The organism is Gimesia chilikensis (assembly GCF_008329715.1).
In the GTDB taxonomy this organism is placed as follows: domain Bacteria; phylum Planctomycetota; class Planctomycetia; order Planctomycetales; family Planctomycetaceae; genus Gimesia; species Gimesia chilikensis.
Window position 1 is genome coordinate 198,255 of the sequence record NZ_VTSR01000008.1, and the last position, 21,850, is coordinate 220,104.

The 21,850-nt window shown below is 53.6% G+C and carries 18 protein-coding genes; 7 read left to right on the forward strand and 11 right to left on the reverse strand.

Annotation, left to right across the window (positions count from 1 at the left end):
- Window positions 1–52: 52 nt before the first annotated feature.
- Both FYZ48_RS13005 and FYZ48_RS13010 read right to left on the reverse strand, forming a co-directional pair.
- Entirely contained in the window at window positions 53–2,422 is a 2,370-nt protein-coding gene (locus tag FYZ48_RS13005) for a HEAT repeat domain-containing protein (protein WP_187782008.1), read from the reverse strand.
- A 438-nt stretch (window positions 2,423–2,860) separates the two neighbouring features.
- Window positions 2,861–3,421 (reverse strand): CinA family protein, encoded by a 561-nt coding sequence (locus FYZ48_RS13010; protein ID WP_149341013.1) that lies wholly within the window; start codon window positions 3,419–3,421, stop codon window positions 2,861–2,863.
- Between the two features lie 126 nt (window positions 3,422–3,547).
- Here FYZ48_RS13010 and trmB point away from each other — a divergent pair, with 126 nt between their 5' ends.
- Window positions 3,548–4,177, forward strand: coding sequence for a tRNA (guanosine(46)-N7)-methyltransferase TrmB (gene trmB, locus FYZ48_RS13015; protein WP_149341016.1), 630 nt, complete (start codon window positions 3,548–3,550; stop codon window positions 4,175–4,177).
- A gap of 12 nt (window positions 4,178–4,189) precedes the next feature.
- Here the strand turns inward: trmB and FYZ48_RS13020 are convergent, their stop codons facing one another.
- Both FYZ48_RS13020 and FYZ48_RS13025 read right to left on the reverse strand, forming a co-directional pair.
- On the reverse strand, window positions 4,190–4,864 hold the full coding sequence (locus FYZ48_RS13020; RefSeq protein WP_149341018.1) for a hypothetical protein: 675 nt from the start codon (window positions 4,862–4,864) through the stop codon (window positions 4,190–4,192).
- A gap of 50 nt (window positions 4,865–4,914) precedes the next feature.
- The gene (locus FYZ48_RS13025) at window positions 4,915–6,309 is read right to left on the reverse strand and encodes a TAXI family TRAP transporter solute-binding subunit (protein ID WP_149341020.1); all 1,395 of its coding nucleotides are present in this window, start codon (window positions 6,307–6,309) and stop codon (window positions 4,915–4,917) included.
- 311 nt (window positions 6,310–6,620) lie between these two features.
- Here FYZ48_RS13025 and serA point away from each other — a divergent pair, with 311 nt between their 5' ends.
- From serA to FYZ48_RS13040, 3 genes are all read left to right on the forward strand, one after another.
- The gene (serA, locus tag FYZ48_RS13030) at window positions 6,621–8,246 is read left to right on the forward strand and encodes a phosphoglycerate dehydrogenase (protein WP_145036096.1); all 1,626 of its coding nucleotides are present in this window, start codon (window positions 6,621–6,623) and stop codon (window positions 8,244–8,246) included.
- 311 nt (window positions 8,247–8,557) lie between these two features.
- Window positions 8,558–9,208, forward strand: coding sequence for an HNH endonuclease (locus FYZ48_RS13035; RefSeq protein WP_145036094.1), 651 nt, complete (start codon window positions 8,558–8,560; stop codon window positions 9,206–9,208).
- A gap of 228 nt (window positions 9,209–9,436) precedes the next feature.
- A complete protein-coding gene (locus FYZ48_RS13040) occupies window positions 9,437–10,750 on the forward strand; it encodes a homoserine dehydrogenase (protein ID WP_149341022.1) in 1,314 nt (437 codons plus the stop codon).
- A gap of 12 nt (window positions 10,751–10,762) precedes the next feature.
- On the opposite strand, the gene FYZ48_RS13045 is transcribed toward FYZ48_RS13040, so the two are convergent.
- Window positions 10,763–11,599, reverse strand: coding sequence for a peptidylprolyl isomerase (locus FYZ48_RS13045; protein WP_149341025.1), 837 nt, complete (start codon window positions 11,597–11,599; stop codon window positions 10,763–10,765).
- A gap of 59 nt (window positions 11,600–11,658) precedes the next feature.
- On the reverse strand, window positions 11,659–12,576 hold the full coding sequence (locus FYZ48_RS13050; protein ID WP_149341027.1) for a carbohydrate kinase family protein: 918 nt from the start codon (window positions 12,574–12,576) through the stop codon (window positions 11,659–11,661).
- Window positions 12,577–12,699: 123 nt separating this feature from the next.
- Between FYZ48_RS13050 and FYZ48_RS13055 the strand changes: the two genes are divergently transcribed.
- Together FYZ48_RS13055 and FYZ48_RS13060 are read left to right on the forward strand one after the other, a co-directional pair.
- Window positions 12,700–13,164: an acyl-CoA thioesterase gene (locus FYZ48_RS13055; RefSeq protein WP_149341030.1), complete on the forward strand. Its 465-nt coding sequence runs from the start codon at window positions 12,700–12,702 to the stop codon at window positions 13,162–13,164.
- A gap of 96 nt (window positions 13,165–13,260) precedes the next feature.
- Window positions 13,261–15,726: a helicase HerA domain-containing protein gene (locus FYZ48_RS13060; RefSeq protein ID WP_149341032.1), complete on the forward strand. Its 2,466-nt coding sequence runs from the start codon at window positions 13,261–13,263 to the stop codon at window positions 15,724–15,726.
- Between the two features lie 771 nt (window positions 15,727–16,497).
- Here FYZ48_RS13060 and FYZ48_RS13065 read toward each other — a convergent pair.
- Window positions 16,498–16,869 carry a transposase gene (locus FYZ48_RS13065; protein WP_198422219.1) on the reverse strand — a complete coding sequence of 124 codons (372 nt, stop codon included), beginning with the start codon at window positions 16,867–16,869 and terminating at the stop codon, window positions 16,498–16,500.
- A 343-nt stretch (window positions 16,870–17,212) separates the two neighbouring features.
- On the reverse strand, window positions 17,213–17,557 hold the full coding sequence (locus tag FYZ48_RS13070; protein ID WP_149341037.1) for a hypothetical protein: 345 nt from the start codon (window positions 17,555–17,557) through the stop codon (window positions 17,213–17,215).
- Window positions 17,558–17,868: 311 nt separating this feature from the next.
- On the opposite strand from FYZ48_RS13070, the gene FYZ48_RS13075 reads away from it, so the two are divergent.
- Window positions 17,869–18,345, forward strand: a complete 477-nt coding sequence (locus FYZ48_RS13075; protein WP_149341039.1) for a hypothetical protein — start codon at window positions 17,869–17,871, stop codon at window positions 18,343–18,345.
- Between the two features lie 75 nt (window positions 18,346–18,420).
- Here FYZ48_RS13075 and FYZ48_RS13080 read toward each other — a convergent pair whose 3' ends face one another.
- The 3 genes from FYZ48_RS13080 to FYZ48_RS13090 all read right to left on the reverse strand — a co-directional run bounded on the left by FYZ48_RS13080 (window position 18,421) and on the right by FYZ48_RS13090 (window position 21,710).
- The gene (locus FYZ48_RS13080) at window positions 18,421–19,176 is read right to left on the reverse strand and encodes a hypothetical protein (RefSeq protein WP_149341042.1); all 756 of its coding nucleotides are present in this window, start codon (window positions 19,174–19,176) and stop codon (window positions 18,421–18,423) included.
- Between the two features lie 75 nt (window positions 19,177–19,251).
- Entirely contained in the window at window positions 19,252–19,638 is a 387-nt protein-coding gene (locus FYZ48_RS13085) for a hypothetical protein (RefSeq protein ID WP_149341044.1), read from the reverse strand.
- A 494-nt stretch (window positions 19,639–20,132) separates the two neighbouring features.
- A complete protein-coding gene (locus FYZ48_RS13090; protein ID WP_198422220.1) occupies window positions 20,133–21,710 on the reverse strand; it encodes an arylsulfatase in 1,578 nt (525 codons plus the stop codon).
- Window positions 21,711–21,850 lie beyond the last annotated feature (140 nt).

Here is a 21,850-nt window from a genome sequence, read left to right on the forward strand (position 1 = left end):
AGATTGCTTTCGCGAATCTGAAACCGTTCGGAGCTTTTTAGCACATACTCAATCAGTTGGCTGAAGGAGCATTGATCCGATGGCTTACCCGGGTCAAGGCATTACGGGCTGCGGTTCGAACGTCTGAGTTCGTATCAAACCGTGCTTTCTGCAGTTCTGGAATTGATTTGTGAGCGAAGGGCCCAATCTCTCCCAGTGCATAAGCGGCTCCCGCACGTACCTGACTTGCTTTATCCTGCAGAGCCAGTGAGAGGGCCGCTACGACACGGTCATCTTCCGGTTGCAGATCAGCCAGGCTGTAGCAGGCCAGCCAACGGATGTTGACATCTTTGGACATCAGACAGTCTGACAGTGTTTTATGAGCCTGATATTTCCAGTCCGGATTCCGGGCCAGCAGTTCAGCCGTATGCAGGCGAACGTAAGGATTGCTGTCCGAGAGTGAGCGAACCAGGATCGGCGTCAGTTCCTGTGACTGATGACCAATCTGTGACAGCACCGCTGCCGCGAACGAACGATCACTTTCCACCTGGGAATTCATGGCTTCAATCAAAGTCGGCACGGAATCGTCCGTATTGCCTTCGATTCTCCATAATGCAAATGCACTTTGAATCCGCACGCCCATATTCTCATGCAGTGACAGAGAACGCAGAGCAGGAACTGAAGCGATTGCTTCTGCTTCCATTGATCCCAGGCGCTGGACTGCCTGCTTCAGTTCGGGTACATCGCTGGAATCCAACTGTTTGACCAGGTACAGGACTTCACCGCTGGCATTGGGACAGAGAGCGGCTGCCGAATTGGGAGGTACGATTTCCCGCTTAGGCTGGCTGAGGCTCACATTCTGTACCATTGGTTTCTGGCTGGGCTGTACCGGCTCAACTTCGATCTGCCGGGAGACCGTACTGATTTTTCCCTGTTCCGATTTTGATTTCGGATCGACGGGATTCCAGGTGCCGATCTGGGCCACTTCAGCATCTTCAAAGGGCGAGTTGCTGACAGCTTCACGCTGCTGACGCTCGAACGGATTCTGTGTTTCCCGTGGCATTTCGCTTTGTGCGACTTGTCGGAAATCTGGTGTAACCTGAACCCGCTGCTCATCAGCCGGTGTGAAATCAGCGATTAACTCTGTCTGCAGGTCCCGCATCAACTCGTAAGCGGAACGTTTCTGCGCGGGCTGAGTTGCGGCCGGTTTTTCAGTCGCTTGAGCGACCTGTGTTTCCCGGACTTCGGGTTTACGAACCGGTTGCCGTTCTGCCTGACTCGCGGATTCCATCTGAGCGACCGCTTCGTCAGTCAGTCTTCTGAAGGAGACTTCCTCTTTTGGCTGGGAACGATTTTCAGCCTGGGCCAGAATCTCATTCAGTCTGGAACCTGCCTGTTCCCGTTTTTGTGCTGAATCGTCTACCTGAGATTTCATCGGTGTCTTTTCCGATTTCACCTCGGCGACTTCCATTGGTTCCTGCTCAAATGCAGGCTCGCTCAAACTCGGGTCGGTCAGGAACGGGTTTTCCACTTCCTGTTTAGCAGATCCTTTACCGATGCGATCACGAATCATCCGGAAAGGAGAATCATTGGTCGCAGCCACTTCGGTTTTGGGCTCGAAGTCATCTCTGGTCGGTTCCACTTTGGGAGCCGGTTTCTGTTTTGGTGTTGTTTTTTGAGCGACTTCAAATTTACGGAACGAGTTCTGTTCTGCACTCGCGGTTTCCAGTTTGGATTTGGCAGCATCAGATCGCGAATGCTGAGCCATCTGCACATCGGGTTTAGCCGACTTCAATGCAGGGTCTGCAGACAGCTGTGCAATATTCATCTGCACGCGTTTCAGCAGTTTTTCATTCTGTTTGAATTCAGCAGAACCCGGTTTCAGACCGCCGCTTTCACCAGCCGCCATCCGACTCATGGCCAGCGATCGCTGATAGCGTTCCAGGGCTTCACGTTTTTCACCACGCTGAGCGTGCAGATGTGCGACAATCTCATGGGCTTCGGCAGGGGTGCTGATTTTACACAGCTGCGTATAGCTCTCGTGCATTTTCCCCTGGGTTCCCAGAACCGTGGCCAGACGCGTCACGGCGCGTTCGTTGTCCGGCTCCAGCTTGACGGATCTCTGCAGAACCTTTTCGGCTTCGTTCAGCTTTTTCATCTTGTACAGAGCATAGCCGTAGTCACTCAACAGTTCCGGATTCTCCGGTGTGAGTGCTTCCGCCTTTTTGAAGTATTCCAGGGCTTCTTCCCGCTCACCCACGCGATAACTTACGATCGCCAGGCGGTGACACGCCAATGCCCGTTTGGGATCCGCCTCGAAGATGTCTTCGTAGGTTTCCTTCGCCTTTTTTAATTCTTTTTTGTTTTCCAGATTCTGAGCGACCTCCATCTTGCTGTCCAGGACCTTGGCCTTCGCGGAGGCTGGGAGCATGGCTGTGGGCATATGAGTACAACCGGCAAATGGAACAGCAACAGACGCTGAAAGAACTGCGGCCCAAATACTGCAGCGCTTCATGTTGAAATCCTCGAATAAATAGAGTCGAGAGCGATTAGTTCAGGTTAGCCGTCTCGTGAGCACGAATGACTGAGATATTTTGAGAGTCAGTTCAAGCTGTCGTTGGTGCAGGGATTCCTGTCCGGTTCTCGCTCGTAGCGAATGTAACAGGTAAACCACCTGCGACGACAACTCACGGCTTTATGAATAGTTCGGTTATTCACGTTGCACCGGTGTAAAGGGAAGTACAGAATATCGCACCTGTCATGAAGATCGTGACGGAAGCGCCGGTTGTAACGCGTGACCAAACCGGGACAAGATTTCCGAAGAGTTAAACCTTGACGATTATTCCGACTCTGCCGACAGGCACTCCATCAGGCTTATCCTTCAGCCTTCCAGTGCTTTGACGATCAGTTTCAGCATCTGATCGGCGGCTGCCAGCTGGCGGCGCTGGCGTAACGTGAGCCCGTCTGCGGGATGATTCTGTACTGGTCCACTCGCGATCAGCGCATCACTTTGCAACGCCTCAACAGACACCAGTTCCGGTGGCACCGCAAGATCGCTGGAAGTCCGTCGGGCGATACCAATACAGACGAGCCCATCCTGAGACTCCGGGGCACCAGGTCCCAGATGCCCCGTGATCGCTGCGGAGAGAGTCGCTTCGGGAGTTTCCTGCAGGACACCCAAAGCCATTTCCCGGGCCGTCTCGCGACTGACATCGGTAAACTGGTTCAGCGTCTCCGCCTGTACTCCCAGCCACTTCATTTTGGTATCCCAGCGATAGACCACGGCTGAGCCACAGAAATAGTCAGAAATCCCCGGCAGGCTGGTCATCAGGGCCGCCACCAGTCCGCCGGTACAGCTCTCTGACAGGACCAGTTTCCGGTCGTGACGGGAGAGAGCTGATTTAACTTCCTCAGCAGACTGGATCAAAAACTCGGGAAACATGCAGATCTCTCCAAAAACAGCGTTTGCGGCTCTGCTGATAATTTACACAACATCCCATCTATTCTACAGTGTGCAAACCAGAAATAATTTCTCTTACCTCACCTGCGATAGCACAACGAATCCATGATGACGCGTTCGAAACCGACCAAAGACCTCAAACCCTATTTTCAGACTCTCGAAGACCTGGAAGGCCCTTTCGACTGGGCTGCCTTTTTTGGCAATGATAATCCGGTGGTTCTGGACGTAGGTGCCGGTCGCGGTCTGTTTCTGTTCAATTCCAGCGGTGAGCACCCTGAGAAAAACTTTCTGGGAATGGAGATCGACTACCGCGAAGGGCGCCGCGCTGCAACGCGGTTACTGAAGTCCGAGCGTCCCAATGCTCGTGTGCTGGGGGGAGATGCGAGGGTTGCTTTCGACAAGTTCATCCCCGACTCCTCTGTTTCCGAAGTACATGTCTACTTTCCCGATCCCTGGTGGAAGAAGCGCCATCACAAACGCCGGATTTTTACTGAAGTGTTTGTGGAACGGGTCACCAAAGCTTTAAAGAATGGCGGAGAGCTGCACTTCTGGACGGACGTGGAAGAATACTACGAACGGGTCGTTAACCTGATGGATCACGCACCCCAGTTCATCAAACGGGAAGCCCCCGAGGAAAAACTCCCGGAACACGACATGGATTTCCAGACCAGCTTCGAACGAAAAAAACGTAAGGAAGGCTGGATTATTCACCGTGGTCTCTGGGAACTCAGCAAGTAATTCACAATGACTTCAGTTGTCCAGCACCGCCTGCTGCAGATCGATGGGGCGGTTAAACCGGGACCGCCGATCGATGTGATACCACCAGATTCCGCGCACCGGATAAAACATCACTGACCGCACGTGCTCGTGCTGGCGCTGCATGCTCGCCAGATAGGATTCTTCAAACTCCGGAAACTCGTGAGACAGTTCCAGATGTTTGATCCGGATCAGATCTTCAACCGCTGACGAATGCTTCTGATACAGGGGCTCGATCTGTTCGATGCCGAACGACTGCACAAAACGGCGGGGCGGTGCGGGAAAAATCAGTGACTCCCGGTCATTAGCAGTCAGCAGTGAATAGTCATCCACAAACAGGGTCGTGAAATTGTGGAACCGCCCGTAAGGAGAGAGAGTCACCTGAAAAAAAGTGGCACTCTCGACGTGTTCCCACACCAGAATAAAATTCTGCTGCCAGCGATAAACGCCGGCTTCCTGAAACTGGCGGGTGTGAGCCCACTCCGATTCAGAACCGCATTTACCGGTATAGTAATCGCAGGCTTCCTCCTCGGGCATCAAAATCAGCTGAGGAGACCGCATGTGCTGAATCGCGTAATAGATCAGAATCGGGATCAACACAAACAGGTAGCCAACGAACATAACCGCCAGCAGGAGTAACACATTAATCAGGTTGGCATTAGCCGGCATAGTCTACTTCCGGGCGGGTAGCCTTGTCTAAACGGCATCAGAGAAAGAGTTCAATCGTCCTTTATCTTCTCACCCAGGCGGTCAATTTTCCAGCCTAAAAGTTTCGCGTTAATTTTGTCACTCAATGCGTGACACATTTCCAGAAAGACATCTGTCGCCCGATCCTCATTCAACTCGTGGGCAGAAAACTGTTTCAGCGTATGCTGCCGCAGGCTGGTTACGTCATCCAGCAACGCGATGAGTGCCGGACCATCCTGCGATTTATTGCCATCGAATTTCATCTGCTGATTCTCGATCTCAACCAGTTGCCTGATGTAGCTGTCCAGCCGATGTTCTTTCGATTTTTCACGGCGTTTCCGGAACCAGTGGAACAGCAGGTATCCGGCAATCAGTATTGATACGATAAAGGAACGCATCCCTTCGGTCGCCTCGACGAATTCAGAATTCATAAACGGCTTGAGCTCGGGGTTGTAAACATGATCTGCCCCGTCGTGCATGGGAAACCCCTGGTTCTCGCGGGCGAAGGTCTGCCCCTTGGCAGACAGTTCATTCAGATGTACCTGCCGGGAAAAATTCTGATGCAGTACCTGTGTTGTTACCTCCGTAATCAGATCGTCCGAAACCGATTCCCTGGTCAACAGCAGAGCACCACAGGCAACCGTGGGAAGGTTCCGCTCGGGTACGACGCTTTGTTTTCGGGAATACATTCCTGCCGGGATCTCATACGGATAGAACTGGGTTTCCCTCCGCGTCAGGGCTCCGATATACGGAATTTCGAGCAGACGATACTGACCGGTCTGCAGCAGTTTCTGTAAGAGCGGCGCTTCTACACCAACTGTCACGATAGCGGCATCCAGCTTCTTCTCACCGAACTCCTCTTCGATCTGCAGATACGACAGATAGGCAGGCTTGATTTCATCCAGGTCCAGCTGGAGATGCTCCAGCAAAGGCAAGCTGGCAGCCAGATCGCCTGAGCCCGGCTGCCCGATCGCAACCCGTTTGCCTTTCAGATCATTCACATTTCTGACTTCGGAATCGAGGGGTACAATCACATGCACGGCCTGGGAAAACAGATTGGCGATGAAACAGATTTCGTCTGTCTCAACTGGACCAGCCTGCCTGGGAGCCGCGGGCCCGGGCTTGCGTTCGATGAGCACATACTCAGCCCCCGGCTGGTAAAACCCCAGATCGGCTTTGCCTGATCTCAGCAACTTCATATTTTCCAGCGAACCCTCTGTCTGCAGGATCTCGACTTCAATCGGTAACTGTTCCTGCAATCGTGCTTTGAGCTGTTCTGCGACCCCGTAATAACGCCCTTCCGGATGACCGGCGGCGATGGTGATCCGGTCCGGTAAGGCGGTCATCCAGCGGTAAGTCTGATGCAAAATTACCGGCAGAGAGATCAGGAGAATGACAACCAGGATCTTGAGGATAGTTCGTCTCATATGTCACTTCTTCGATGTATTCTCAAAAATAGTAATACGGATAACCAACGGTAAAATGTGCACAGAATATCATACCCGTTTTGAGGCCGGTTATCTGCTTTTCAGCAGGAAATTGCAGCTTCAGTTACAGAGAAACGGATCAGACGACCGGGGTGCTGAAACTGTTTGCTGAATTCCCCAGTTTGCAGTGTCATTTGCCTTGGCGCTATTTTTTGGCGAACTATGCTAAGGGACGATACCTCTGTATCATGAGGGGATTATTGTGACTCCCCTGCCCTGTATCCCTTATTTTGAATAAGTGAGTGAATTCCATGTACCGAGTCCTGATCACGGACAATCTTTCGCCAGCTGGTCTCAAAGTCCTCGAAGACAACCCGGAAATCGAAGTTGACGTTCGTTCCGGCCTCTCGCCGGAAGAAGTACGGGAAGCACTCAAGTCCGCTGATGGTATCATCATTCGCAGTGCCACCAAGCTGACTGAAGAGATTCTTCAGGGGCAGCCTCGCCTGAAAGCCATCGTCCGGGCCGGTGTGGGTGTCGATAACATCGACCGCGTCGCTGCGACTCGCGAGGGCATCATCGTCATGAATACCCCCGCTGGAAACACCACCAGTACCGCCGAGCAGACCATCGCCCTGATGATGGCCCTGGCCCGGAACATCGGTCCCGCTTATGCCACCATGAAAGAAGGCAAGTGGGAACGTAAAAAACTGACCGGAACCCAGGTCGCCGGCAAGACTCTGGCCGTCATCGGTCTGGGTCGCATCGGTCTCTCTGTCGCCCAGCGGGCCCAGGGACTGGAAATGAAAGTCATCGGCTACGACCCGTTCATGTCAGCCGAACGTGCCGCTGAATACGGTATCGAGCTTTACAAAGAAGTCGATGAGATCGTCAAACACTGTGACTTCCTGACCGTACACACTCCGCTGACTGACGAAACCCGCGACCTGATCAACGCCGAGCGGATCGCCACCATGCGTCCCGGAGTGAGAATCATCAACTGTGCCCGCGGTGGAATTATTAACGAAGACGATCTGGCAGATGCTCTGGAATCCGGCAAAGTTGCTGGCGCTGCCTGCGACGTATTCACTCAGGAACCGCCGGAAAACCGTCGCCTGATCGACGCTCCCAACATGCTGGCCACACCTCACCTGGGTGCTTCGACAGACGAAGCCCAGGAGATGGTTGCCCTGGAAGCAGCCGAGATCATCACTGACTTCCTGACAAAGAACGAAATCCGGCACGCCATCAACATGATTCCGGTCTCCGGTGCAGAAATGGCGGACCTCAAACCGCACATCGAACTGGGACATCGCCTGGGACTGTTCCTGTCACAGCAGACCTCAGGCAGCCTCAAAAAGGTACAGATCCAGTACCGGGGCGAAGTCGCCGAGAAGCAGACCAAGCTGATCACATCCAGCTTTACTGCCGGCCTGCTCTCACATTCATTCGAAGCCGAAATCAACATTGTGAATGCAACCGTCTTCGCCAAAGATCGGGGCATCGACATTTCGGAAGACAAGTCCACTGAAGTCGGCACGCTTTCCACTCTGATCTCTGCAACCGTTGAGACTGAGGATGGCAAGTTTTCCGCCGCCGGTACCATCTTCGGCCAGGACTTCCTGCGTCTCACCAAACTGGATGAGTTCTACCTCGATGGCTATCTCGATGGCAACCTGCTGATCTACCGTCACAATGACGTACCCGGCCTGATCGGTTACATCGGCACCGTGCTCGGTAACCACAAAGTCAACATCGCCCACATGGCTCTGGGACGTCTCCAGAATCAGCCCGGTGGTGAAGCGATCGCTGTGCTGAACGTGGACGGCGATGTTCCTGACGAAGCCATCGCGGAAGTCTCCAGCCACAAAGATGTTTCCTGCGTGAAACTCATCAAAATGCCACCAGCGACCGCTCCCCTCTCCTGGTTGCAGTAAGCTCATACAGGCTTAATAGCCGCTTCATCAGTTCGTTTTTAAGCCGATGAAGCGGCTCAGCCTTTTCTGCTAAAAATCCGCCCTCTCCCGGGAAAGTATTGATCATCAGGGTCCCTCCTGCATAAAATATCTGCGATAGAGGTACGTACCTGCCTAATTGAGTTTATTCCTCAAATTCCAATTGACTGCGGAATCTGTTAGGTTATCATTCCCGACAATTCGAATAGTTGAATCTACTTAAGTCGCTTCGGTTCTTATAGTACCTCAAGTTTGCCATAACCTTGTTCAGAGTTCTGGAGGGTGGGCGGCGTATGATTTCAGCAACTTCCGGGAAGGCACTCTCGAGTGCCATGCAGGCGAGCGTACTGGCGCTCAATAAGACTTATTCGCCAGTCCACGTGATCTCTGCCAAGCGGGCATTCTGCCTGCTCAGCAAAGATATCGCTGAGGTCATCAGTGTCGAAGACGGCACCTTCATGAACTACGACTTCAGCTCCTGGATCGAAATCAGCGAATTACGTTCGGAGTTCAACGAACGCAGCGAGCTCGAAGACTGGATCCTCACCGTCAATTACGAAATCCAGGTTCCCCGCGTCGTCCGGTTGCTCCGCTACGATCGCATCCCCAACAATACCATCAAGTTCAATCGACGTAACATTTTCATCCGCGACAGCTATCGCTGTCAGTACTGCCAGAAGAAATTCAACGTCAAACAGCTCAGCCTCGATCACGTCGTCCCCCGCTCGCATGGCGGCGGCATGAGCTGGGAAAACATTGTCAGTGCCTGTCGTCGCTGTAACACCAAAAAGGGGGGGCGCACCCCGACCCAGGCCGGAATGAAACTTCTGCAGAAACCGGCCAAGCCCAGCCGTAACCCGGTACTCCTGCAGCAGGTGAAACAGGCGAAATATGAATGCTGGAAAAATTTTGTCGGCACCAAAGAACTCATCAACTGTGACTGATCATTCGGTTCCAGCCCCTTAACCTGCCCCTGCTTTTCCAGCCTCTCCCGCACTCAGATCCTGTCACCAACTCCCGCATAATCGACATATTCCCTCTGTTCCTCTGCTCGATTTGTGCTGAATTTACGGGCCATGGTTCCACTGGCTCTCTCAACCGTCTATATTACGAGACGAATAATCAACATCCCCGCTGAAAGTCTACGCACCAGAAAGCCTCAGGAATCAGGAATGTCGTCTTCTCCGTTAAACGTCGCCATTATTGGCATGGGAACCGTTGGTAGCGGTGTCGCAAAAATTCTTCTGGAACGAGCCGAGCAGATGACCACCCGCGCCGGGCGGCCGATTCATCTGAAACGAGCCGTCGTTCGCGATCTTTCCCGTCCCCGCGATATTGAGCTGGCCGAGGGTGTCCTGACCGACGATATTGACTCCGTCCTGAATGACGATTCCATCGATGTCATCATCCAACTGGTGGGGGGAATTGATCCCGCTTACGACATCATGCTGCGTGCCCTGGAAAGCGGTAAAGATGTCGTCACGGCGAACAAAGCCCTGCTCTGCGAAAAAGGGGAAAGCCTCTATCAGCGCGCCCGGGAACTGGGACGTTGCATCTGCTTTGAAGCTGCCGTCGCCGGCGGGGTTCCTCTGATCGAAACCGTCACCCAGGCGATGTCCGCTAACCAGATCACATCCATCGAAGCGATTTTGAACGGCACCAGCAACTACATTTTGACACAGATGTTTTCCCACGATGTCAGCTACGATGACGCCGTCAAAAGTGCCCAGGAAATCGGCTACGCAGAAGCCGACCCCGCAATGGACGTCGATGGCACCGACGCGGCCCAGAAACTGGGGATCCTCGTCCAGCTCTCACTGGGGATCAAGGTCAGCCTGGATCAGTTCCTGCGACAGGGAATCGATACGCTGTCTCTGGCAGACCTGAAATACGCCGATGAACTCGGCTACACCGTCAAACTGCTGGCGGTCGCCAATCTGATCGACGGTCAACTGGAAATGCACGCCCAGCCGACTCTGATCCGCAACGACAATCCGCTGGCTCATGTCGAAGACGCCTACAACAAAATCGCCCTCGAAGGGGATGCGGTCGGCAAGATCTGGCTCTCCGGAATGGGAGCCGGACAGATGGCAACAGCCTCCGCAGTCGTCGCGAATCTGATCGATGTCGCTGTCGGACGGGCGGCACTCACATTTCCGCGACTCGACCTGTGGAATCCCCGGCACGATATCAAGATCATGCCGCGTGAAGAGATTTCACGTCGCTACTTCCTGCGGCTGAATGTAGAAGACCGCCCACACGTTCTGGCAGATATTACGAACGTGCTGGGCGATCATGAAATCAGCATCGCCAGCCTGGTCCAGCACGAGGCACCGGAAGTCGATCCGAATGAAAGCTATTCGATTGTGCCTCTGGTCATCATGACTCACCAGACCACCGAAGGTCGTTTTCAGGCAGCCAGCCGGGAACTGGAACAGCTTACCTGTATCCGCTCCCCGTTTGTCCGGATGCCGGTCAACGACTGATCTGTCGCAGCGTTATTCTTTCTTTTCAGCAGCAGCCTCTTTCTCCGGTTTGGCTGCTGCTTCTTTTTTCTCCTCGGACTTTTCCTCAGCCTTTGTTTCAGGCTGTTTTTCAGCCGCTTCTTTCTCGGCTGGTTTTTCACCTTCCGCTTTCTCAGCTTCGGGCTTCGCTTCTCCCTCAGCCGGCTTCTCGCCGACAACGGTTGCTTTTTTGATGTAGTCCAGCATCGGGTATTCCTGTTTCAGATAGGCATTGCCCTGAGCACGAAGCCGCATCTGATCGGGACCTGCTCCTCCCGGTGCCCCTTCACCATAACCATTGTAGAGCGAATCGACGACATCCATGCCTTTGATCACCTTCGCGAAAGGAGAAAAGCCCATGTTGTCCAGATTGGAATTATCGCCGAAGTTGATGAAGAACTGGGTGGAGCGGGAATCCGGCAGTCCGGTTTTCGCAAAAGAGACATACCCGCGTTTGTTGGACTCAATCACGGGATCATCCATGATATTGTTATCGGCCCACTTCGCATGCACTGCGGGATCACCCTGAATCCCGACCTGGGCCATGAAGCCGTCGATCACGCGAAAGAAAGCCACATCATTGTAGAAACCTTCTTCGACGAGCTTCTTGAACCGCTCTGCCCCACGGGGTGACCAGGCGGGATGCACTTCCAGCAGAATGTCACCTTTGGTGGTGTTTAAGAGAACCTGAAAGTTTTCGGCATCCGAGGTTACCGGCTTTTCGCCAGCTGCTTCGGGAACTTCGGCATCGCCGGCCGTGGGAGTTTCACTGGTACATCCCACCAGACAGGGCAGCAACAGGCATAACGCGAAGAGGGTGATACGTAACATCAAATCTTTCCTTAAGTTTATCTGACTGAATTCAATAAAATGAAACTGATTAAGTTCGCTTAACTGTTTTTGATTTCCTGGCTGAGTTGCTCGAACTCATCCCGCAACACCGGCATCGCCCCGGATTGACTGGCCACCAGGCCTCCCACACGATTGGCAAACAATGCTGCCCGATCCCAGGGCCAGCCCAGCAGGCGTCGCGAAATCAGAGCAGCGGTAAATGCATCGCCGGCTCCCACCGCATCAGCCACTTCAACCGGTGTCCCCGGAATATCATAGACTTCGCCTCCCGCGTAGATCAGGCATCCCTGTGAGCCACGGGTAATACAGGTCGCCTCGACTCCGTAATCTGCCTGCAGTTGATCCGCGAACTTCTGCAGGTCGTCTTGAGAGACTCCCAAGAGCTCCGACAGAACCTCGACCTCATCCTGGTTCAGCTTGACAACACGGGCCGCTTTGAGTGATCGCTCGATCCAGTCCCGATCGTAATACTTCTGTCTGAGGTTGATATCATAGACCACCAGGCAGTCATCGCTGGTCGCTGCCAGGCACTGATGAATCGCCTCTCGCGAGTCGGCTTCGCGCTGCGCCAGTGTTCCGAAGCACACGGCCCGGGCGTCGCCCATCAGTGTCGCCAGCGGAGCGGTAAAGTCAAGATGATCCCAGGCGACCTGTTCGTGAATCGTATACTGCGGATCGTTGGCGTCGGTGAACTCCACCGTCACCGTGCCAGTCGGGTAGTTCTCATCGACCTGCACGTAATCCGTGGAGAGCTGTTGTTTTTTGAGAAAATCGAGCAGTTCCCGCCCCAGATCATCCTGGCCGACGCGCGTAACTACGGTCCCCCTGCATCCCAGTTGATTAGCCTGAAAAGCGACATTCGCAGGTGCCCCGCCCGGACGGCGGTCATCACCAAAACAATCCCAGAGTAATTCACCTAAACCAATTACCAGCGGGAGTGACGCAGAATTATTCATGGAACTCCGATTCCATTCTTGTTGATTTCAATTACACTGTTGATCAGTAATTCGATAAACCCGTCCAACAGCATTTCAGTTCATCTCTGCTGATACCATACCATATTCCGGGATAGAAATTCCATGCATCGTATTTATGAATACCATCATTTGGTGACCAATGATGAAATCGACGGACTGGGCCACGTCAACAATGTCGTTTACCTCAAATGGCTGCAGGACGCCGCTGTCGCCCACTCGGGAGCCAACGGCTGGCCCGCCCGCCGCTATCGCGAACAGGGAATCGGCTGGGTCGCCCGCAGTCACTTCATCGAATACCTGCAGCCCGCGTTCGTCGATCAGGAAATCATCGTGCAGACCTGGATCTCCAATCTGCAGAAGGTCAAATCCCTGCGCAAATATCGCATCATCCGTCCCGCTGATTCTGAACTGCTCGTCCGGGCCGAGACCAACTGGGCCTTCGTGAATTACCAGTCCCTCTCCCCCTGCCGCATCCCCACAGAGGTCTCGGAATGTTTCTCCGTCATCTCCGATGAAGAAGCCCCCGAGCAGGCTGCATTTTCTGAGAAGTTCACGGACAAAACGTGATTTCTCGATCGCGGCCTGTTACCCTGTTAACATTCAGAGCTCCCTGGAACAGCGAGCCTTCCCGATCACACTTCCCGTTGCCCATCACGGTGTGCCATGACTGACCAACCCTATGAGAAACTAGGCGCCTTCTACCTCGGTAAAGAATACGATCTCCCCACCGGGTCGCTCACCGACAACCTCGTTCTGTATGACAGCAAAGACCTCACGACCCACGCGGTCTGTGTCGGCATGACGGGCAGTGGCAAGACGGGCCTCTGTCTCTCGCTGCTCGAAGAAGCCGCCATCGATGACATCCCCGTGATCGCCATCGACCCCAAGGGGGACCTCGGCAACCTGCTGCTCAATTTTCCCGATCTGAAACCGGCCGACTTCCGCCCCTGGATCGAAGAAAGCGAAGCCGTCCGCAAGGGGAAGACACCCGATGAATACGCCCGCGCAACCGCGGACCTCTGGAAGAAAGGCCTCGCCGACTGGCAGCAGGACGCCGACCGCATCGCCCGGCTCCGTGACGCCGTCGACATGGCCATCTACACCCCGGGCAGCAGCGCCGGCCTCCCCATCTCGGTCCTCAAATCGTTCGACGCCCCCAGCGATGCGGTCCTGAATGACAGCGACGCCCTGCGGGATCGGATCCTCTCCGCCGTCTCCGGACTGCTGGCCCTGCTCAAAATCGATGCCGACCCGATCAACAGCCGCGAACATATTCTGATCTCCAATCTGCTCAGCCAGGCCTGGAAAGAAAAACGCAACCTCTCGGTCGCCAGCCTGATTCAGGAAATCCAGGCGCCCCCCTTCGACAAGATCGGCTTCCTCGACCTGGAAACCTTCTACCCCGCCAAAGACCGCATGGCCCTCTCTCTGCAGTTGAACAACCTGCTCGCCTCCCCCGGCTTCGAAGCCTGGATGCAGGGCGAAGCACTCAATATCGCCAACCTGCTGACGACCCGCGCAGGCAAGCCGCGCATCTCGATCCTCTCCATCGCCCACCTCTCGGATTCCGAGCGGATGTTCTTCGTCACCGTCCTGCTCAATGAAGTCCTGGCCTGGGTCCGCAGCCAGTCGGGAACGTCCAGCCTCCGCGCCATCCTCTACATGGATGAAGTCTACGGCTACTTCCCCCCGACCGCCAATCCCCCTTCCAAAACGCCCATGCTGACGCTGCTCAAACAGGCCCGCGCTTTCGGACTGGGCGTCGTCCTCTCCACCCAGAACCCCGTCGACCTCGACTACAAAGGGCTCTCCAATACAGGCACCTGGTTCATCGGTCGCCTGCAGACCGAGCGGGACAAGGCCCGCGTGCTGGACGGCCTGGAAAGCGCGTCGGGAACCGCAGGCAGCCAATTCCACCGTCAGCAGATGGAAGCCATCCTCTCCGACCTCGGTAGCCGCGTCTTCCTGTTGCACAACGTTCATGAAGATGCCCCCGTCGTCTTCCACACCCGCTGGGCCCTCTCGTACCTCCGTGGCCCCCTGACACGCACACAGATCCAGACGCTCATGGATCCCCGCAAACAGGCGCTCGCCGACGAAACGCTAACCACGGTCACCAGCGCCCCGGGCACCACCGAACCCACTACAGCCGCCGAGCCCGATCAGCCACCGTTGATTCCCCCCGACATCAAACAACGCGTCTTCCGCGCCTCCAGCATGCTCCCCCAGGGCAGCAGACTGGTCTACCGGCCCGGCGTGCTCGGCCTGGCGAAGCTCCGCTATGCCGATGCCAAATCGAAAGTTGACCTCTGGCAGGATGTCGCTCTGTTGATCTCCCTCACCGGCGATGTCCCCGAGAGCCTCTGGGAAGAGGCCACTCCCATCCCCGTCGGCGATCTCGACTACCAGGACCAGCCTGCAGACCAGGCCTGTTTCTCTGGTGTCGACACCACTCTGACTCGCAAAAAACAATACGGCACCTGGGAAAAAGATCTGAAGAACTACCTCTACCAGGAACGACCGCTGAAACTCTGGTTCAGCGCCGATCCCAAACTCTATTCCGATCCGGACGAAACCGAAGCCGACTTCCGCGCCCGGCTCAAACTGCTCCTGCGCGAAGAACGCGATCTGCAGATCGAAAAACTCCGCGCGAAATACGCTTCCAAACTTGAGACCATCCAGAACCGCATTCGCACCGCGGAAGAACGCGTTGCCCGCGAAGAGTCCCAGTACAGCGACAAAAAAATGAGCTCCTTCCTCTCCATCGGCACCACCATCTTCGGAGCCATCATGGGTCGTAAAATCGCCAGCGCGACGAACGTCCGCAAAGCCTCCACCGCGGCCCGCAGCGTCGGTCGCGCCGCAAAGGAATACGACGACATCGAACGCGCCCAGGAAGCCCTCAAAGTCCAGCAGCAGAAATACGAGGAACTCGAGGCCGAGTTCCAGCAGGAACTGGATGAGCTCGAAGCCCCCATCCGTCCCGAGGACCTCGAAATCGAAGAGTACCTCGTCCGCCCCCGCAAATCCGATCTGATGATCAACGAAGTCGCCTTCACCTGGCTCCCCTGGTCCGTCGACGAAGCCACCGGCATCAGCGAACCCCTCTACCAAAGGGACGTCCGTTAGGCGCCCCCGTCAGTCGGCTTGAGAACAACCTCACGATTTCCAGTTCCCTTCTGTTCCATTTCCCTGAACAGTTTGACCTTGATCGGCTCTTCCCGAACCGTAATTTATCGCAATTGTGCTTCGCGCGCGAGGCGGACGATGCGAGCACTGGAACACGACGCACCTGTGACTCAGATTCACCTGAATCGCCGTCGATTTTTCCAGTTTTTCACCAGCACAAACGGAACCGGTTCCCGATGACTCGTAGTATTTCAAATCATTTCGGAGCACTTTCAGAGCATTTCGCGCGACACTCACCAGCAACTCCCCCCCTTTCAAATCAGAATCAAAGCACAATTCCCCTTGACCCCCACACGCCATTCAACAAGATCACACAACATGACAACAAACAGCAAGCACCGTTTCTCGCCAGGCCAGGAATGAACAGCAGCCGAAGCAATCCACAACCGAGCCCCCCACCCCAAACCGTAGGGGCGGACCCATGTGTCCGCCCGCCTGGCGACTGTGGCTGCAATACAGACTCCCAAAGGAACCCCAACCAGCGACCAAACGAACCATTTTACGAAAAAGAAACTCACCCCTGTAGCTGAAAATCGTTAAGCTAAACAGAAAGAGTTTGTAAAAGCAGTATTAAAACCCAGTATTCGACTCCGGACACGTTTTCTGTCTCCGCGCAATAACCTGCCGGAAAAACTTTCAAAGGGACCACAAAACGTCTGTGCCAGAGATAAAAGCAACGCCAACCCCGCGGGCGGACACATGGGTCCGCCCCTACATGAAATATTTATCTTTCCCCCAGTTCCCGGGATTCGTTTTGATGTATTCTGTAATCTCGTGATACGCCTCTTCGTCACGAATAATGTGCTCGTAATAACTGCGTTGCCATAAACGTTTCAGAAATGCCTGCCAGTCCTGTTGTCTGACACCTTGCAGATACTCGTTTGTGGTCATTGTCTTGAACCACTGCATACATATAGCTACGGATGGAGAAGACGCTTCTGTTTCAACTTGATGATCAATCTGAATGATCCCATGAATATGGTTGGGCATTACGACCATTTCATGCAGTATGATCTGTGGATATTTCTCGTTCAGTTTCATCCACAATCGTTGAACCATTTTACCAGCTTGATTGGGAAACATGTTTCCGTCTTGAATGGTTCCGAACAGACATAGAGAGTGCTGAGTACAACTCGTCAGGAAGTAAAACCCCGACTGTGAATAATCATACCCCGCTAATCGAATCACCTTCCGGCGAGGCACGTTCATATTCACATCCATACGTAGGGGCGGACCCATGTGTCCGCCCGCCTGGCGACTGAGATTTCAATGCAGGCTCCCCAAGGAACCCCAGCCAGTTACTTTACGAAAAAGAAACCCAACTCTATAGCTGAAAATCGTTAAGCAGAAAGGAGGCGGCTTGCGGAAGAAGTCTTCAAAACCACGTATTCGGTTCCTGCCACCTTTTTCATCTCCGAATAGATCCTTAGTCGTCGATCCCGGTGTCTTCAGTGCCCACACCGAAGCCGTGAGGGTGGGACGACGGCACTTCCAGTACGTGCTTCCAATGTTGGATGAAGGTTTCCCCGTGCTCTGTTTCCAGGCGTTGCTTCTCCTCCTCCACACGCTTCAACACCTCCGGCCACCAGGTGGAATTGAGATAGGCCACGCGGCGGTCGTGTTCTTCGACAGAGATCCCCTCCTCATCAGGATCCAGCCCTTCCTGCTCAAAATTCATGTCCCGCCAATGATCGCCGGGGTGGGGAACAAACCCTTGCGTGTCATGAGGAAACTGGTGGTTATATGAATCCATGTGAGACTTGTGAAACATCGGAACCTCTCCTGTGCAATCCAGAATGCGAATCGAAGTAAAGTGCCTCACTCTATTGGAATCTTCTGCTCCAAAGTCTTCAATACTGAATGCCTGGTAGATCCGAAGAATTTCCGATGCAGAGTTGAGAAAAGGGAAGAATAAAGGGGTCCGGAATCTATAATAAAAGAGTCCGACACCTTTTACTGTCCGAATTCGTGGATTGCATGGCAAGAAGGTTTCTGGAGCGCGATTACGAAACCGAGCAGGAACGAATCTGGTTTGCCTGTCGATTCTGTTAGTATTCGTGACTTTTTGGAAAGGCTGATTTGATGAGTTATGTACTCGAAGGAATAGTTTTCCCCAAAAACGAGTCTGAGGTTCGAGTGACCATCCCTGACAGTACAATTGACTTCGATCAGTTAGCTCTTGATGACAACATCGTTATTTTAGCTCGACCGGGCAGACCGCAGTTCGATGAAGCCGTGTGTGAAGTTGCCGTTGATATCTCTAAAGTATTTGGTGAAGCAATGGTCGTTCGGTGGGATGATCGCATTGGTTTTAGAGAGAGCCGTGTTTACCGTGGCGGGAATCTCACGCATAGTTTCTCTGTTGACAATGAACTTTATGTAATGCTTGATGATGATGGGATGCCACTGCGAGATGGAGATATCTTTGAAGAATCAGAGCTTGATGAATATGAAGATGACGAGTTTGAGGTGTATCAGAATGCACTTGAGCTAGGTTGTGAAAACGCTGGTTTCTGCAGCTGGGTTGCACTTCATAGTTTCATTCAACGACAGGGATAGAGTTACTTTCTCGTTTTGGGAGACGAGGGAAGAATAAAGGAGTCCGGAATCTATAATAAAAGAGCCCGACAACTTTTACTGTCCTTTTCCCGTATTGTCCGGTTCTTCCGCTTTCTGTTCTTTCTTGCCTCCGGGCAGCATTTCGACGATCCGGTTGCGGATTGCTTTGACACCACGTTTGGTGAGTTCGCTGCCGGCTTCTTTTGGGGAAATACGAACTGTACGTTCTTCGACAATATCATCAGAGGAACCGGGCACACTGTCTGGCCCCCACGAACGTACGACGATCTCAGAACTTAACAACTCCTTGTCCACCCGCAGCACAATGGGTCGTTGCCACGCGTCGAGATCGCGTAGCATGCCTGGCATCGGATCCTTATCTTTTTTGTCTTGGATTTGCTGCATAAACGTATCAGCCAACTGTTTCACCTGGGAACGCGTCTCATTAACACGTCGTTCCTGATCTGCTCTGTGTTGTTTTTCACTCCGATAATGGAGATACCCAGGAAGCATCACGCATCCGGCCAGCAAGAATAATACAATCCACTTCAGGAATTCGAATTGTTTCGAATGGGTGGGCGTTGCTTCGTCCGTTTCCGAACTGTCGGCAGACGAGTTTGCTACCACGGAATCTATGGCACGTTCCTGCATCCGTTTCTTGAACTGCTGTGAAGCCGTAGAGATCCCTTGCGTCAGGGCCAGATAGACAAATTCCAGGGTCGCGGCGAGGATTTTCGTTACCCATTCCAGAAGCAGTATACCTAATCCTTCCAGAATGGCTAAAAGAATGACCCCGACCACGACCACGACAATAATAATGATGTATGTCATTAACCTGATTCAGTCTCTTGCGTGCAGGGCGACGAATTGCCAGAAAATGACAGTACCATTCGGACCTGACACCTTTTACTGTCTCTCTAGATAAGAATCCCATTTATCATTGGCAAATTGAATTCTCAAAACCTCAAGTCCCTCCAGAAAATGCGGATCAAACACCCCATTTTCAACCACATGCGATAAACACTCACTATCTATAAATTGATCAACCTGTCTCAGGCTGCCTTCACGAACATTTACTATTAATGCATCAACAAAGCGCTTACCCCACTCTTTTTCGAGTATCTGAATATTCGCGTCAAAATTATCTTCAGTAAAACACTGTGGTAACAAATAGATACTTTCCCAGGCAGCGAAATTGATATCATTGCATAATGTAATTAAATCATGCAGTTCATAGACACCTTTAAAAGGTTCAAAGCTTTTTTGAATATCATTCCAGTTAAAAATTTTCATTTCCAAATCTCCAACTCGAATTAATTCATTGTTGAGCCAACAGTTTCAAAGTTTATCTGTATCTTAATTGAAGCTTCATGCCAGATACCACTTTTATTATGGAGAGTGATGACAGCAGAATGACAAACAGGCGGAACTCTATCATTCCCCACAGACAAAACAACAGCGCAGCAGGTCCCGCTGCTCCAGCGGAACCTGCTCGGCTGAAAGTCTGCCTCTGACTGCTCTCCGGTTCGCCGCGGCTTACTTCACTACGAAGTTGATCAACCGGCCGGGAATCACGACTGCTTTCACAATCGTCTTGCCTTCCAGGTATTTGGCGATGGTCTCGTCCTGCTCCGCGGCCTGATCGGCGTTGAGTGAAGAGAGGTTTCCATTACCTTGGGCACAACATCTTCAACTATCCAGGGAAATGAAAGGTGCCCGGAACCATTTCTGATATCGCGACTGGTTCCTGACACCCTCTTTTATCCCGACGCTCACTGGAGAGTAACTCAGCGGCTCATCGACTGCGAGTTGATGATCTTGCTGACATCGCCCACTTCCAACGACAGGCTCTTCTGGCTGGGAGGAAACTCCTTGAATGTGTCGATGAACTCGGTCATCAGCGGGCCGACCTGGCCGATCAGCCAACTGCGGTTCTCGGCCCACTCATCGTAGCCACGGGCCTCGTGGAACCGCTCGAACGGATCAAGCTTCAGGTTGGTGATGATCGGAGTCGAGAGGCTCGGTTGTTCGGCTCGGAACCACCGCTCCTGGTCGACGAACAGCATCTTCCAGTCGCCGTAGCGAACGCCGTGGAACTTGGCCTCCGTGAAATAGAAGAACTCCTTCCGCTTCGTCTTGCCCTCGTTCAACAGCAGGTCGCTCTGGTCGTACCCGTCGAGGTGAACCTTGTAATTGCGGCCGCCGATCGTCTTGCCCTTCCTCAGTTCCCCCTTGATGTTCTTCTCGCCGACCCAGGCCATCAGCGTGGGAATCCAGTCTTCCATCGTCATGAATTCGCCGGTAGCGGTGCCGGCAGGAATGTGGCCCTTCCACTTGACGAGCATCGGGACGCGGAAGCCCCCTTCCCAGCCTCCAGCCCCTTTCTGTCCGTGGAAGGGGTGGTTGCCGCCATCCGGCCAGCTGTTACATGGAGCGCCGTTGTCGGTTGAGAACATCACGATCGTGTTATCTGCGACCTTCAGTTCCTCGAGCAGGTCGAGCAGTTCGCCCACGTCGTCGTCCATCTCCGCCATGCCGTCGGCGTAGAGGCCGTAGCCGGTCTTTCCCTCGTACTCCTTGTTGAGATTCGTACGGTAGTGCATGCGGGTCGTGTTGTGCCACACGAAGAACGGCTTGTCGTCCTTCACGGCCTCGCTAATGAATCGCTTCGACTCGACGAGCACCTCCTGGTCCAGGTTGCGTTGCCGCTCGCGTCCCCACGGGCCGAGGTCTTTCACATCCTGCGTGCCATCCGGCTTAGCCTTGGAGTGAATCACACCGCGCTGCTTCAGCTTACGGTTCTCCTGAACCTTCTCATCCTTTGGATAGTCGTACTGCTCGGGGTACTCGCCGGCGTTGAGGTGATAGAGGATGCCGAAGAACTCATCGAAGCCGTGATTCGTCGGCAGGTGTTCGTCACGGTCGCCGAGGTGGTTCTTACCAAATTGCCCGGTCGCGTATCCGTGGGGTTTCAGCATCTGGGCAAGTGTGGGGTCGCTCTCCTTAATGCCCTCCTTCGCCCCGGGAAGCCCGACTGTGCTGAGACCGGTCCGGATGGGGTACTGGCCGAGGATGAACGAGGCCCGCCCGGCCGTGCAGGAGGCCTGGGCATAGTGCCCCATGAAGATCATTCCCTCTTTAGCTAGACGGTCGATGTTCGGAGTCGTGCCGCCCATCATGCCACGATGATAGGCGCTGATGTTCCACATCCCGACATCATCGCCCCAGATGACAAGGATGTTCGGTTTATCAGCGGCACGGGCTTCAACCGTGGCTGAGAAAGTGGCCAGGAACGACAGCAGGAGGACAAGCAGGGATCTTGACAACATGGTATGCCTTTCGCGTTGGAGAATCTTCGCATCCATTTCGTTTATGCTTCAACCGGTCCGACCAGTTCAGATTACTTCACACAGGGTGGCCACGTTAGCTCGCACTACAATCATATTAGATCTTAGGCAGCGTTATCCACTTGAATACTGTGCATTTGAATAATTCAGCAAAAGTC

Excerpts from the sequence above, each read along its gene's own strand:
- FYZ48_RS13045 (WP_149341025.1), bottom strand. The coding sequence starts at position 11,599 with ATGTTACGTATCACCCTCTTCGCGTTATGCCTGTTGCTGCCCTGTCTG.
- FYZ48_RS13065 (WP_198422219.1), bottom strand. The coding sequence starts at position 16,869 with ATGTTTCCCAATCAAGCTGGTAAAATGGTTCAACGATTGTGGATGAAA.
- FYZ48_RS13020 (WP_149341018.1), bottom strand. The coding sequence starts at position 4,864 with ATGCCGGCTAATGCCAACCTGATTAATGTGTTACTCCTGCTGGCGGTT.
- FYZ48_RS13005 (WP_187782008.1), bottom strand. The coding sequence starts at position 2,422 with ATGCCCACAGCCATGCTCCCAGCCTCCGCGAAGGCCAAGGTCCTGGAC.
- trmB (WP_149341016.1), top strand. The coding sequence starts at position 3,548 with ATGACGCGTTCGAAACCGACCAAAGACCTCAAACCCTATTTTCAGACT.
- serA (WP_145036096.1), top strand. The coding sequence starts at position 6,621 with ATGTACCGAGTCCTGATCACGGACAATCTTTCGCCAGCTGGTCTCAAA.
- FYZ48_RS13055 (WP_149341030.1), top strand. The coding sequence starts at position 12,700 with ATGCATCGTATTTATGAATACCATCATTTGGTGACCAATGATGAAATC.
- FYZ48_RS13050 (WP_149341027.1), bottom strand. The coding sequence starts at position 12,576 with ATGAATAATTCTGCGTCACTCCCGCTGGTAATTGGTTTAGGTGAATTA.
- FYZ48_RS13035 (WP_145036094.1), top strand. The coding sequence starts at position 8,558 with ATGATTTCAGCAACTTCCGGGAAGGCACTCTCGAGTGCCATGCAGGCG.
- FYZ48_RS13085 (WP_149341044.1), bottom strand. The coding sequence starts at position 19,638 with ATGAAAATTTTTAACTGGAATGATATTCAAAAAAGCTTTGAACCTTTT.
- FYZ48_RS13025 (WP_149341020.1), bottom strand. The coding sequence starts at position 6,309 with ATGAGACGAACTATCCTCAAGATCCTGGTTGTCATTCTCCTGATCTCT.
- FYZ48_RS13070 (WP_149341037.1), bottom strand. The coding sequence starts at position 17,557 with ATGTTTCACAAGTCTCACATGGATTCATATAACCACCAGTTTCCTCAT.
- FYZ48_RS13075 (WP_149341039.1), top strand. The coding sequence starts at position 17,869 with ATGAGTTATGTACTCGAAGGAATAGTTTTCCCCAAAAACGAGTCTGAG.
- FYZ48_RS13080 (WP_149341042.1), bottom strand. The coding sequence starts at position 19,176 with ATGACATACATCATTATTATTGTCGTGGTCGTGGTCGGGGTCATTCTT.
- FYZ48_RS13040 (WP_149341022.1), top strand. The coding sequence starts at position 9,437 with ATGTCGTCTTCTCCGTTAAACGTCGCCATTATTGGCATGGGAACCGTT.
- FYZ48_RS13060 (WP_149341032.1), top strand. The coding sequence starts at position 13,261 with ATGACTGACCAACCCTATGAGAAACTAGGCGCCTTCTACCTCGGTAAA.
- FYZ48_RS13090 (WP_198422220.1), bottom strand. The coding sequence starts at position 21,710 with ATGGATGCGAAGATTCTCCAACGCGAAAGGCATACCATGTTGTCAAGA.
- FYZ48_RS13010 (WP_149341013.1), bottom strand. The coding sequence starts at position 3,421 with ATGTTTCCCGAGTTTTTGATCCAGTCTGCTGAGGAAGTTAAATCAGCT.